The sequence below is a fragment of the Paractinoplanes pyxinae genome (assembly GCF_026626335.1).
GTDB classification, from domain to species: Bacteria; Actinomycetota; Actinomycetes; order Mycobacteriales; family Micromonosporaceae; genus Actinoplanes; species Actinoplanes pyxinae.
Genome location: NZ_JAPNTZ010000016.1, coordinates 13068 through 25505, shown reverse-complemented (window position 1 = coordinate 25505; position 12438 = coordinate 13068). Strand labels below are relative to the sequence as shown.

Here is a 12438-nt window from a genome sequence, read left to right as displayed (position 1 = left end):
CATGCGGATCCTCCTGGCCGTGGCCACCGTCCTCGCGGCGCTGACCGTCGGCGCGACACCGGCCCACGCCGCGGCCACCGCTCCCTGCGTCGACGGTGGCCCCACCGCCGCCGACAACGCGGCCGCCACCCGCCTCAACTCCGTGCTGACCGGCACCCTGCGCAACGCGATGACCGGCTACCGGGTGTCCTGCGCCCGGGCCGTCATCACCGCAGTGCAGCGCCGCGGCCTCACCGAGCGAGCTGCAGTCATCGCCATCACGACAACGATCGTCGAGAGCACCATCCGCAACACCAGCGAGAAGCTCGACCACGACAGCCTGGGCCTGTTCCAGCAGCGCGACTCGTGGGGCACGGAGGCCCAGCGACTCGACCCGGCCTGGGCCACCAACGCCTTCCTCAGCAACATGCAGAGCCGGTATCCGAACGGCAGCTGGGCGTCGGCGCCGATCGGCGAGGTGTGCCAGGCGGTGCAGCGGTCCGAGTACCCGGCGCGCTACCAGCCGGAAGCGGCCGACGCCCAGCGGATCGTCGACGAGCTCAGCGGGCCGGCCGCGGTCGCGGTGTCGGTCTACGGCGCCCTCGACGACGGGCGGCTCACCTACTCGGTGATCAACTCGGACACCGGAAACCGCAGCAAGACGGTGGTCTCGACCGACACCATCGGCTTCACACCGGTGGCGATGGCCACGCTCAACTTCAACACCATCCTGGTCACCTCGCCCGACGGCGGCCTGTACCGGATCGACGTGATCACCAACAACACCTCCCTGCAGTTCACCGTCTCCGACCGGATCGAGGGCGGCTGGACCCACCAGTTGCTCACCTACGACGGCCACGGGCATCTCTACGGCGTGGCCAACGGCAAACTGATTTCGTACGTCGTGTCGCGGGCCAAGCCGGGGGCCGACCAAATCGGTCAGCGGCACGAGATCGGCGAGGGCGGTTTCGCGCTGAAGAACCTGACCGCCACCGGCGACGACTGGCTGCTGGGCGTCAGCAACTCCGGCGAACTGCGGTCCTACCGGATCGGCGCCGACTACAAGTGGAGCGGCGCCACGCTGGCCACCCGGTGGAGCGGGTTCGACCAGCTGGTCTCGCCCGGCTACGGCTTCTACTACGGCCGCACCCCGGCCGGCGCGATGTACCACTACTTCGACCACAACCCGTACGACCTCAACGGCAGCGACCTGCAGTACTACACCGACGACCCGGTCGACACCCGCGGCTGGACCCAGAAACTGCTCTCGGCCCAGCCACTGAGCAGCTGACCTCCCCAAGGCTCCGCTCCGCCCGCACCTGGGCGGGGCGGTGCCGTCGTGTCGGTGCGGTGACAGCCCCGACCCGCGGCCTGGGCGAGCATGGTCGGGTGGCGCCGTACGACGCGTTCGTCTCCTACAGCCATCGGCGGGACCGGGCGCTCGCCGAGGCGCTGCAGTCCGCCCTGCAGGACTTCGCCCGCCCTTGGTACCGCCCGCGAGCTCTGCGGATCTTCCGGGACGCCTCCGACCTGACGGCCGCGCCGGGACTGTGGTCCGCGATCGAGCAGGCTCTGGAGAAGTCGGACTGGTTCGTGCTGATGGCGTCGCCCGATTCGGCCCGATCGCAGTGGTGCCGGCGGGAAGTGGCGTGGTGGATGGCGAACCGGTCACCCGAGCGGTTCCTCATCGCGCTGACCGACGGGCAGATCGCCTGGGGCGCCGACGACTTCGACTGGGCGGAGACGGACGCGGTGCCGCCAACACTGGCCGGGTTCTTCGCCGAGGAACCGCTGTGGGTCGACATGCGTTCCGTTCCGCCCGAGCGGGTGGTGGCCGAATTCGCCGCGCCGATGCACGGGCGGGACAAGGACTCGTTGACCGGCGAGCACCTGGCCCGCCGAAGCCGGATCCGCCGGGCGGTCCGCTCGGTCATCGCCGGCTTGTCGATCCTGCTCGTGGTCGCGGTGACGTCGGCTGTCGTCGCGCTGGATCAACGCCGTACGGCCGAGAAGCGACAGGCCGAGGCCGAGGCGCAGACCCGGATCGCGCTGTCACGGCAGCTCAGCTCCCAAGCCGAGGCGGCGCGGGACAGTGATCCGCGCACCGCGTTGCGCATGGGGATCGCGTCGATCGCCGTGAGGCCGGGCGCAGAAGCCGAGACTGCGCTGACTCGGACACTCCTCGGCTCCCGGTATGCGGGCTCGCTGGACGGTCACCCCACCCAGGTGGAATCGGCGGTGTTCAGCGCCGACGGCGACTTGCTGGTCACCGCCGACGCCCGGGAGCTCGACGAAGACGGGAAGGCACCCGCCGTACGGATCTGGGATCTGCACGACCGTGATCGCCCGACGTTGCTCAGCGCCTTCCACCCGGCGTACCGGACCTGGGCAGTTGCCATCAGCCCGGATTCGGGACTGCTCGCGGTGGCGGTGCCCGCCGGCGACATCCAGCTGTGGGACATCCGGCAGCCGTCGCGGCCGGTGACTGTCGGCGAACCGATGGACGGGCCGCCGTCCGACATCCGGGCGATGACCTTCTCGCCGGACGGAAAGACGATCGCCGCCGCCGGATACGACGACAACACCGTACGGCTCTGGGATGTCGCCCGGCCCGCACGCCCTCGCGAGCGCGCGGTTCTGCGTACGGACGGAGCGAGCGCACTGGCGTTTCGCCCCGACGGCCGGGTTCTCGCGGTGGGCGGCTCCGCCGGCACCACTCACCTGTGGGACGTGGCATCGTCCGGGCGACCGGTGCGGTTGCCGTCGTCGATGACCGTGGGAAGCCGCGACAGCTCGAGCTGGGTCAGGTCGGTGGCCTTCGCCCCCGACGGCCGGACCTTGGCCCTCACCGCCTCCGACGCCGGCTACGTGGGAGAAATGTCGTTGTGGAACGTCGCGGATCCGCGGCGGCCTCGGCGGGCCGGACCTCCGGTGTCGAGCGGAGGCGCGGCCGAACAGGCTGCGTTCGGCCCGGACGGCCGAACCCTCGCCGCCGCCGTCGCCGACGCGGGCAGCAGCGACTTCCGGGTCCGGCTGTGGAGCGTCGCGGACCCGGTGCACCCGCTGCCGCTCGGCGCGCCACTGCCGCACCGCTACGGCGCCGACCTGCTGGCCCGCTCGCCGGACGGCGACACGCTGGTGATCGGCAACGCCGACGGCGGCGTCACCCTCTGGCGGCTGACCGACCGCGGGTCGCCACGCCTGCGGAGCACGCTGAGGCGACCCGATGTCGCGCAGGCCGCGGCGTTCGTCCCGGACGGGCGGCTGCTCACGGCCGCCGCCGACGGGATGCTCACCGTCTGGAGCGACGAGGCGAAGCCGCTGACTGCCCTGGCCGCCAGCGCCGATCCCCGGACCATGGCGGTGAGCCCGGACGGCCGGAAGTTCGCGGTGGGCGGCGGCACTGCCGACGCCGGAATTGTCGCGGTCGGGAGCGTGGATTCGCCCGCTCGCCCGGTCGCCGCGAACACCGGGCAGCAGAACATAGTGGACGACCTCGCTTTCAGTCCTGACGGCCGTACCGTGGCCGCGGGCAGCTGGGACGGAACGGTTCAGCTGATGAACGTCACGAACGCGGCGTCGCCGTCCACGATCGGTCGCCTGCGGCCGGGCGGCGATGACGCGCCACCGGAGAACGTCCGAGCGGTTGCCTTCGCTCCGGACGGCAAGACACTGGCAGTCGGCAGCGATCGTGTGCTCCGGCTCTGGGACCCGGCCGGGCAGCGGCCCATCGGCGAGCCGGTGGAGCTCGACGGCGAGGCCGGGGCGGTGGCCTACAGTCCGGACGGGCGGACACTGGTCGCGGCCGCCGGCAACACGGTCCGGCTGTGGGACGTGGCCTCCGGCACCGCGTTGGGGTCCGGCGCACTGCACGACAGCACGGTCCGGGATGTTGCTTTCGGCCCGGACAGCCGGCTGCTGGCGACCACCACCTCGGCCGGACAGGTCCGGCTGTGGGACCTGTTCGACCGTGCCGATCCGCGACAACTCGGCGACCCTCGCGCAGTCGGCGGGCCGTCGTGGTTCGTGACCTTCAGCCCGGACGGATCCCGCCTGGCCGCGGGCGGGGGTCCGGCGGTATACATCTGGGATCTGACTGAGCTGCGCACGCTGCTGTCCGATCCGCTGGCCTCAGCCTGTGGATTGGTCGGCACTGGCTGGACTCGGCAGGAGTGGAACCGGTACGTGTCCGGCGTGCCGTTCCGCGACACCTGCCCGCTGTGAGACGCCTTTCGGGCGTCAGGAGCCGACGTGGACGCCGGGGCGGCGGGACTGGTCGGGCTCGTGCTTGCGGATGATCTCGCGGGTGACCGGTGCGGTGTCGCCGCGGCCGAGCAGGAAGTAGCGGATCATGTGCACCAACGGGCTGCCCTCGGCCCAGGCGAAATAGCAGTGCGGCCGTACGCCGGTCGCGTCCCGCAACGCCAGCAGGATCGCGGCTATGGCGTTCGGCGCCGCGGGGGCCTCGGTGCGCAGGATGCGGTAGCCGTCGACGTCGATGCCGCGGACGATCAGGGTGTCGCTGAACGAGGACGGGTCGACCACGTCGACCTCCAGGAACAGGATGTCGTTGGAGCCGGGGACGGGGTTGTCGCCGCGCTGCTCGCGCTCCTTGAACTGGTACTCGGCCGCGTCGCCGGTCTGGCGGCGGTGGGCGACCAGGTCCAGGGCGCCGTCGAGCTCGATCGACTCGGTGATGAAGCGGCGGGCCGTCTCGTCGAACTCGATGCTGTCCACGCGCAGCTCGGTGGTGCGGCTGACCCGGGAGATCAGCGAGACGATGATGATGCCGGCGATGAACAGGCCGGAGATGGCGATGCCGTCCGGCTTCTCGATGATGTTCTCGACCAGCGCGTAGCCGAGGATGAGGGTGAGCGCGGCGAATCCCACTGTGGCGCCGTGTTTGCGGTGCCGGAACGCCCAGGTGGTGACGGCGAAGGCGCCGGAGACCATCATGGCCAGGATGCCGGTGGCGTACGCGCCGGCCTGCGCGTTGACGTCGGCTTCGAAGGCGATCGTGATGACGACCGTGATGGCGGTGTAGACCAGCACCACCGGACGCACCGCCCGGCCCCACTCGGGCGCCATGCCGTAGCCGGGCAGGTAGCGCGGCACGATGTTGACCAGGCCGGCCATCGCCGACGCGCCGGCGAACCACAGGATGAGGATGGTGCTGATGTCGTACGCGGTGCCGACGACCTCACCCAGCTGCTCGTGGGCCAGCCAGGCCAGGGCCCGGCCGGTGGCCTCGCCGCCCGGGCCGAACTCGTCGGCCGGGATCAGCACGGTGGTCACCAGGCTGGCCGCGAGCAGGTAGACGCTCATGATCAGGGCGGCCGTGGTCAGCAGCCGGCGGCTGTTGCGGACGCGGTTCTCCAGGTTCGAGGCGGCGACCAGCGGCATCATGCTCACGCCGGTCTCGAAGCCGGACAGCCCGAGCACCAGTAGGGGGAAAGCCACGAGGGCGGGCTGGAACAGGTTGCCGGTGTCGCCGAGCGCTGACGTCCACGCCGACCACGCGGCGCCGTTGGTGACGATCTCGACCAGGCCGGCCCCGATGACCAGCGCGTTGAGGCCGAGGAAGAGCGCCACCAGCGGGATGGCGACGCTGACGGCCTCGCTGAAGCCGAGCAGGAACACGAAGCCGAGCAGCAGGAGCAGGCCGACGGTCAGCGCCACCTCGTGGCCGTGCAGGAACGACGGGAAGAACGGGTTCTCGACCACGTGCACGCTGGCGTCCGCCGCCGACAGGGTGATGGTGATCAGCCAGGACGTGGCCACGAAGCCGAGCAGGATCAGGACGAACAGTTTGCCCTGCCAGAACGGCAGCAGCCGTTCCAACATGGCCACCGAGCCGGCGCCGTGCGGGCTCTCCCGGGCCACCCGCCGGTACATCGGCAGCACACCGAACAGGGTCAGCGCCACGATCAGCAGCGTGGCCAAGGGCGAGACTGCACCGGCCGCGGCGACCGCGATGGCCGGCACGTAGGCCAGGCTGGAGAAGTAGTCCACCCCGGTCAGGCACATGACCTTCCACCACGCGTGCTGCTCGGTGTGCCCCTCACCGGCCGCGGGCCCGACCGGCTGCACCCGATGACGCAGCAGCCAGCCGGCCACCCCCTTCGACGGCGTGGTCTCGTGGGCGGGGGAGGCCATGACCGCGGGTACGGCGTACTCGGGCAGCGCCTCGACCGGGCCGGATTGCTCGTTCACCGGACCAGAGTCCTCGACCGGGCCCGCCGACGCCCGGGCCCCGGCGTTAATAACGCGTCAAAATTTGCCCCTCGGCCGTCCGCGTGTCGTGGTCCGGGTGTATCCGCCGCGTCAATTTCGGCGCGACCGGCGTGAACATCGCGTCACCGGCACTTCCCGGCCCGGCGGTCCGGGCGCACCGTCGGAGTCATGACGCTCACCGAGTAGCTGCCCTCCCTGCGGACGTCGTTGCGTCCGCCGCTCGATCCGGCGGTGTGGCCGGTCACCGCTCGCTGGGCCCCGCAGGACGACCTGCTCGTCGGCGGCGTACGGATGACGACGGTGGCCGCCTCGTACGGCACGCCGGTGCATGTGCTCGACGAGGCTGACGTCCGCGCCCGGTGTGCGGAGTACCTGGACGCGTTCGGCGCCGGCGCGGTCGCCTACAGCGCCAAGGCCGGGCTGACCACCGGCGTCGGACGGTGGATCGCGGGAGCCGGTCTGGGCTGCTACGTCGCCTCGGCCGGCGAGTTGCAGACCGCATTGCTGGCCGGCTTTCGGTCAACAGACTTGGTTCTGTACGGCTCGAGCAAGTCCGTCGGCGATCTCGAGGCGGCCCATGCCTGCGGCGCCGCAATAGTCGCCGGTTCTCTCGCCGAGGTCGAGGCGATCGCCGCGCGGGCGCCGATCGGCCAGCGTGTCCTTGTCCGAGTGGTGCCGTCCCGCGCCGGTCGGAGCCGGTACGGGCTGCCGCTGGGCTCCGGCACCGCGCTGGCCGCGATCAAGCGCATCCTGGGCTCGCCGAACCTGGTGCTGGCCGGGCTGGACTGCTCGATCGGGCATCAGCTCAGCCGTTTCGGCGCGTTCGAGTCGTCCCTGCGCGAGGCGATGGGCTTCTGTGCGGTGATCCGGGCCCGGTACGGCGCGACCGTGCCGGCGCTCAATCTCGGCGGCGGTCACGCGGTCGCCTACGCCGATGGTGACGACGGCTTCGCTGTGGCTGCCTTCGCCGGACGGGTTCGCGGGATGCTCCGGCTGTCCGCCGAGCGGTACCGCCTCAGCGAGCCCCGGCTGACCGTCTCGCCGGGCCGGGCCCTTGTCGCCCGGGCCGGTCTGACGCTGCATCGAGTAAGCGAGGTCGTCGCGGGCCCGGAACGAACGACGGTGACGCTCGACGGCACCGTGCCGGACTGCGTGGCGACCGAGCACTGCGCTGGACGGCACACCGCCTACCTGATCGGCCGGGAGTCCACGGCCCGGCCGCACCCGGCCCGGATCGTCGACGGAGCCGAGATCGCTTCGGTGCCGCTGCCGGCCGACGTCGCCGCCGGTGACCTCATCGCCGTGGCGGGCACCGGCGCGTATCACCATCGCGGCGACACCTTCGTCGGCCGCCCGCCGGTGCTGGGCGTCGCCGACGGACTGACCAGAACCCTGCGCCGCGCGAATTGAGTACGGATGGGGCCGCCCGGTTCGGGCGGCCCCATCGCCGTCAACAGGCCGTCAAAAGACGCCGGGCGCCCGTCCCGAAGCCGTTAAAAGGGCGGCCGTGCAATGGTTCCCGGCGGACGGTCGAAACGTGAACAACGAGGGTGATGTCGCCGGATTGCCGGGCGCGATGATCGCGGCCGGCATCGGTGTGGTGGTTGTGGCCGCTCAACTGATTCTCGGCTGCCGCGCCAACCGAGCGGTTCGCATCGCGACCGCCGCCCTCGCCACCCTGATCTGCGTCGGACTCCTGGCGATGGGCCACCAGGCCCTGCGTACGCGCTCGCCGAAGCACGAGTCCCTGGAGGGGCTGCTGCTGCGCGACCGTGCGGTGGCGGTCAGCTACGAGCGCCGGTCAGGCTCATTGGACGCAGCACCATATGAGCGTTGGCGTCCTGGGCGCCGCCGAGCAGGCGCAGGTCGTTGACCGCTCGGTGCAGCTCGCGCATGCTCGGCGCGGACAGCAGAACGACGGCGTCGATGTCCGCGGCTATCCACCAGGCCGAGGCCACGTACGGCTGGGCGCGCAGGTGATCGAGCAGGTGACTGCCCGCGACTGTGGTCTTGAGCCGGACGCAGACGATCGCCTCGTGCCGGACGTCCTGCGGCTCGGGGAAGTTGGTCATGGGGCAGGTATACGCCCCGGCTGCCCCGGATCGGCGTGCTGTTAACGGCTTTGATGCGCGGCTCGGGCCGATGTTGACGGGGCGGTCACGGTGGCCCCGATCACCGTCGCCGTCAAAGGGGCGTTAACGATCGGCCGGTCGGCGTAGTCATCGCGTGAACGGCGATGACAAGGGGTTCCGGCGTGCCGAAGCTTGCCTCGAAGCACCAACAAACACCCCTCGTCTAGGAGTCCTGTCGTGGCTGATCTCGTGTTCGTCGTGATCACGGTGGCGCTGTTCGCAGCGCTGGCCGTGCTGATCCGGGCGGTCGAACGCTGGTGAGCGCCGTCAACCTCATCGGCCTGATCGTGGCCGCCCTGCTGGCCGCCTTCTTGGTGGCCGCCCTGCTCTTCCCGGAGAAATTCTGATGGCCGGCTGGCTTTTCGTCATCACGCTGGTGCTCGCGCTCGTCGCCGTGTACCGGCCGTTCGGTGACTACATGTACCGGGTCGTCACCGGCACCCGCAGCAACGTCGTCGAGCGCGGCGTCTACCGGCTCGTCGGCGTGAACCCCTCGGCCGAGCAGACCTGGGGTGTCTACGCCCGCAGCGTGCTCGCGTTCTCGGCCGTCTCCATCCTTTTCCTGTACGCGTTTCTGCGGTTGCAGGACAAGCTGTGGCTCTCGCTGGGGTTCGACCCGGTCACCAGCCACGTCGCCTGGAACACCGCGGTCAGCTTCGTGTCGAACACGAACTGGCAGGCGTACTCGGGTGAATCGACCATGGGCCACCTGGCCCAGATGGCCGGGCTCGCCGTGCAGAACTTCGTCTCCGCCGCTGTCGGCATCGCGGTCGCGGTCGCACTGATCCGCGGTTTCGCCTCGCGGGGCAGCGGCGAACTTGGCAACTTCTGGGTCGACCTGACCCGGATCACGGTGCGCGTGCTGCTGCCGGTGGCGGCCCTGGCCACGCTGATCTTCATGGTCGGCGGCATGGTGCAGAACCTGTCCGGCGGCACCGACGTGACCACACTGACCGGCGCGGCGCAGCACATCACCGGCGGGCCGGTGGCGTCGCAGGAAGCCATCAAGCTGCTCGGCACCAACGGCGGCGGCTTCTACAACGCCAACTCGGCCCACCCGTTCGAGAATCCGACCACCTGGACCAACTGGATCCAGATCTTCCTGATCCTGCTCATCCCGTTCAGCCTGCCCCGGGTGTTCGGCCGCATGGTCGGTCAGAACCGTCAGGGGTACGCCATCGTCGCCGTCATGGCCGTGCTGGCGATCGCCTCGACCGCGCTGACGATCGGTTTCGAGCTGCACGGCGCGGGCACGGTGCCGCAGGCGGTGGGCGCCGCGATGGAGGGCAAGGAGACCCGCTTCGGCATCCCCGACTCGGCCACCTTCGCCGCGGCCACCACGTTGACGTCGACCGGTGCTGTGAACTCATTCCACGACTCGTACACCGCGCTCGGCGGCATGATGCCGATGGTCAACATGATGCTGGGCGAGGTCGCGCCGGGCGGCACCGGTTCGGGCTTGTACGGCCTGCTCATCCTGGCCGTGATCACCGTCTTCGTCGCGGGTCTCATGGTCGGTCGTACGCCGGAATATCTCGGCAAGAAAATCGGTGCGCGCGAGATGAAGCTGGCGTCGTCGTACTTCCTGATCACGCCGGCCCTGGTGCTCATCGGCACGGCGGCCGCGTTCGCCAACGGCCACAATTCGACAGCGCTCAACGTCGGCCCGCACGGCCTCTCCGAGGTCCTGTACGCCTTCACCAGCGCCTCCAACAACAACGGCTCGGCCTTCGCGGGCATCACGGTCAACACGCCGTGGTGGGACACCGCGCTCGGCCTGGCCATGCTGCTCGGACGGTTCCTGCCGATCGTGCTGGTGCTGGCGCTGGCCGGCTCACTGGCCCGGCAGAAGGTCACGCCTGAGTCCGAAGGCACCCTGCCCACCCACCAACCCCTGTTCGTCGGGCTGGTCGTCGGCGTCACCGTCGTCCTGGTCGCGCTGACCTTCCTGCCCGCTCTCGCTCTTGGACCCATCGCGGAAGGCCTGTCATGACGTTGCTCGCCGAAAAACCGGCGGTTGAGTCGCCGAAGCCGGTCGGCGGTGGCCTGCTCGACCCCCAGCAGTTGTGGCGGTCGCTGCCGTCCGCGGTCAGGAAGCTCGACCCGCGCGTCATGTGGCGCAACCCGGTCATGTTCATCGTCGAGATCGGCGCGGTCTTCACGACCGTGCTGTCCATCGCCGACCCCAGCGTGTTCGCCTGGATCATCACGGTTTGGCTCTGGCTCACTGTCGTCTTCGCCAACCTGGCCGAGGCGGTGGCCGAGGGCCGGGGCAAGGCCCAGGCCGCTGCCCTGAGGGCGGCGAAGCAGGACACCGTCGCGTACCTGAAGGACGGACGCGAGATCCCGGCCACCCAGCTCACCCTGGGCGACGTGGTCGTCGTCGAGGCGGGCCAGGTGATCCCGGGCGACGGTGACGTCATCGAGGGCATCGCCAGCGTGGACGAGTCGGCCATCACCGGCGAGTCGGCGCCCGTCATCCGCGAGTCCGGCGGCGACCGCTCGGCCGTCACCGGCGGCACGAAGGTGCTCAGCGACCGGATCGTCGTCAAGATCACCCAGCGGCCGGGGGAGAGCTTCGTCGACCGCATGATCGCCCTGGTCGAGGGCGCGAACCGGCAGAAGACGCCGAACGAGATCGCGCTCAACATCCTGCTGGCCGCGCTGACGATCATCTTCCTGTTGTCCGTGGTGACGCTCCAGCCGCTCGCGATCTTCTCGAAGGCGTTCAACGCGGCGGCCCCCGACACCGTGGCCCTGGACGGCAACGGCGTCACCGGGATCGTGCTCGTGTCGCTCATCGTCTGTCTCATCCCGACGACCATCGGCGCGCTGCTGTCGGCCATCGGCATCGCCGGCATGGACCGGCTGGTGCAGCGCAACGTCCTCGCGATGTCGGGGCGCGCGGTCGAGGCCGCGGGCGACGTGAACACGCTGCTGCTCGACAAGACCGGCACGATCACGCTGGGCAACCGCCAGGCGGCCGAGTTCGTCCCGGTCGACGGCGTCACGGCGGCCACCCTGGCCGACGCCGCGCAGTTGTCGAGCCTGGCCGACGAGACGCCCGAGGGCCGGTCGGTGGTGGTGCTGGCCAAGAACCAGTTCGGGCTGCGCGAGCGTGAGCCCGGCCTGATGCCGGAGGCGACGTTCGTACCGTTCACCGCGCAGACCCGGATGAGCGGCGTCGACCTCGGCGGACGGCAGATCCGCAAGGGCGCCGCCTCGGCGGTCATGAAGTGGGTGCGGCAGAACGGCGGGCACCCGACCGAGGAGGTCGGCGAGATCGTCGACGCGATCAGCGGCAGCGGCGGCACCCCGCTGGTGGTGGCCGGGCTCGACCCCGGGCAGCCGGCCCGGGCACTCGGAGTGATCCACCTGAAGGACGTGGTGAAGGCCGGCATGCGGGCCCGCTTCGACGAAATGCGCCGCATGGGCATTCGCACGGTCATGATTACGGGCGACAACCCTCGTACGGCGAAAGCCATCGCCGACGAAGCCGGAGTCGACGATTTTCTGGCCGAGGCGACGCCGGAGGACAAACTCGCGTACATCAAAAAGGAACAGGACGGCGGGCGGCTGGTCGCGATGACCGGCGACGGCACCAATGACGCCCCCGCTCTGGCCCAGGCCGATGTGGGCGTGGCCATGAACACGGGAACGTCGGCCGCCAAAGAGGCCGGCAACATGGTCGACCTCGACTCCGACCCGACCAAGCTGATCGAAATCGTGGAGATCGGCAAGCAGTTGCTGATCACGCGGGGCGCCCTGACCACATTCTCGATCAGCAACGACATCGCCAAGTACTTCGCCATCATCCCGGCGATGTTCGCGGCGGTCTATCCGGGCCTCGACACGCTGAACGTCATGCGGCTGCACTCGCCGGGCTCGGCCATTCTGTCGGCGGTCATCTTCAACGCGCTTGTCATCATGGCGCTGATTCCGCTGGCTCTGCGGGGCGTGCGCTACCGCCCGTCGAGTGCGTCGGCATTGCTGCGGCGCAACCTCTGGATCTACGGCCTGGGCGGCGTCATCGTGCCGTTCCTCGGCATCAAGCTCATCGACCTGCTCGTACAGTTCATCCCTGGGATTTGAG

10 protein-coding genes are annotated in these 12438 nt (G+C 70.2%); 7 read left to right on the top strand and 3 right to left on the bottom strand.

Annotated elements, in window-relative coordinates:
* Position 1 precedes the first annotated feature (1 nt).
* Both OWR29_RS36730 and OWR29_RS36725 read left to right on the top strand, forming a co-directional pair.
* Entirely contained in the window at positions 2 to 1270 is a 1269-nt protein-coding gene (locus OWR29_RS36730) for a tachylectin-related carbohydrate-binding protein (RefSeq protein ID WP_267568109.1), read from the top strand.
* Between the two features lie 59 nt (positions 1271 to 1329).
* Positions 1330 to 4203 (top strand): TIR domain-containing protein, encoded by a 2874-nt coding sequence (locus tag OWR29_RS36725; RefSeq protein WP_267568108.1) that lies wholly within the window; start codon positions 1330 to 1332, stop codon positions 4201 to 4203.
* Between the two features lie 15 nt (positions 4204 to 4218).
* Here the strand turns inward: OWR29_RS36725 and OWR29_RS36720 are convergent, their stop codons facing one another.
* Positions 4219 to 6135 carry an APC family permease gene (locus tag OWR29_RS36720; RefSeq protein ID WP_267568309.1) on the bottom strand — a complete coding sequence of 639 codons (1917 nt, stop codon included), beginning with the start codon at positions 6133 to 6135 and terminating at the stop codon, positions 4219 to 4221.
* A 309-nt stretch (positions 6136 to 6444) separates the two neighbouring features.
* Here OWR29_RS36720 and OWR29_RS36715 point away from each other — a divergent pair, with 309 nt between their 5' ends.
* A complete protein-coding gene (locus OWR29_RS36715) occupies positions 6445 to 7623 on the top strand; it encodes a diaminopimelate decarboxylase family protein (protein WP_267568107.1) in 1179 nt (392 codons plus the stop codon).
* 40 nt (positions 7624 to 7663) lie between these two features.
* Here OWR29_RS36715 and OWR29_RS36710 read toward each other — a convergent pair whose 3' ends face one another.
* A complete protein-coding gene (locus tag OWR29_RS36710; protein ID WP_267568106.1) occupies positions 7664 to 7924 on the bottom strand; it encodes a hypothetical protein in 261 nt (86 codons plus the stop codon).
* Positions 7925 to 7997: 73 nt separating this feature from the next.
* The gene (locus OWR29_RS36705; RefSeq protein ID WP_267568105.1) at positions 7998 to 8285 is read right to left on the bottom strand and encodes an Lrp/AsnC ligand binding domain-containing protein; all 288 of its coding nucleotides are present in this window, start codon (positions 8283 to 8285) and stop codon (positions 7998 to 8000) included.
* A 192-nt stretch (positions 8286 to 8477) separates the two neighbouring features.
* Between OWR29_RS36705 and OWR29_RS36700 the strand changes: the two genes are divergently transcribed.
* From OWR29_RS36700 to kdpB, 4 genes are read left to right on the top strand one after another with little or no spacing between them, the layout of a single operon-like run.
* Positions 8478 to 8606: a hypothetical protein gene (locus OWR29_RS36700; protein WP_267568103.1), complete on the top strand. Its 129-nt coding sequence runs from the start codon at positions 8478 to 8480 to the stop codon at positions 8604 to 8606.
* Positions 8603 to 8692 carry a K(+)-transporting ATPase subunit F gene (gene kdpF / locus OWR29_RS36695; protein ID WP_267568102.1) on the top strand — a complete coding sequence of 30 codons (90 nt, stop codon included), beginning with the start codon at positions 8603 to 8605 and terminating at the stop codon, positions 8690 to 8692. The genes OWR29_RS36700 and kdpF overlap by 4 nt, the downstream gene beginning before the upstream one ends.
* On the top strand, positions 8692 to 10338 hold the full coding sequence (gene kdpA, locus OWR29_RS36690) for a potassium-transporting ATPase subunit KdpA (RefSeq protein WP_267568101.1): 1647 nt from the start codon (positions 8692 to 8694) through the stop codon (positions 10336 to 10338). Before kdpF ends, kdpA begins: the two co-directional genes overlap by 1 nt.
* Positions 10335 to 12437, top strand: coding sequence for a potassium-transporting ATPase subunit KdpB (kdpB, locus tag OWR29_RS36685; RefSeq protein WP_267568100.1), 2103 nt, complete (start codon positions 10335 to 10337; stop codon positions 12435 to 12437). The genes kdpA and kdpB overlap by 4 nt, the downstream gene beginning before the upstream one ends.
* Position 12438 lies beyond the last annotated feature (1 nt).

Coding starts and splice junctions, on each gene's coding strand:
- OWR29_RS36730 (WP_267568109.1), top strand. CDS start 2: ATGCGGATCCTCCTGGCCGTGGCCACCGTCCTCGCGGCGCTGACCGTC.
- OWR29_RS36720 (WP_267568309.1), bottom strand. CDS start 6,135: ATGGCCTCCCCCGCCCACGAGACCACGCCGTCGAAGGGGGTGGCCGGC.
- OWR29_RS36705 (WP_267568105.1), bottom strand. CDS start 8,285: ATGACCAACTTCCCCGAGCCGCAGGACGTCCGGCACGAGGCGATCGTC.
- kdpA (WP_267568101.1), top strand. CDS start 8,692: ATGGCCGGCTGGCTTTTCGTCATCACGCTGGTGCTCGCGCTCGTCGCC.
- kdpB (WP_267568100.1), top strand. CDS start 10,335: ATGACGTTGCTCGCCGAAAAACCGGCGGTTGAGTCGCCGAAGCCGGTC.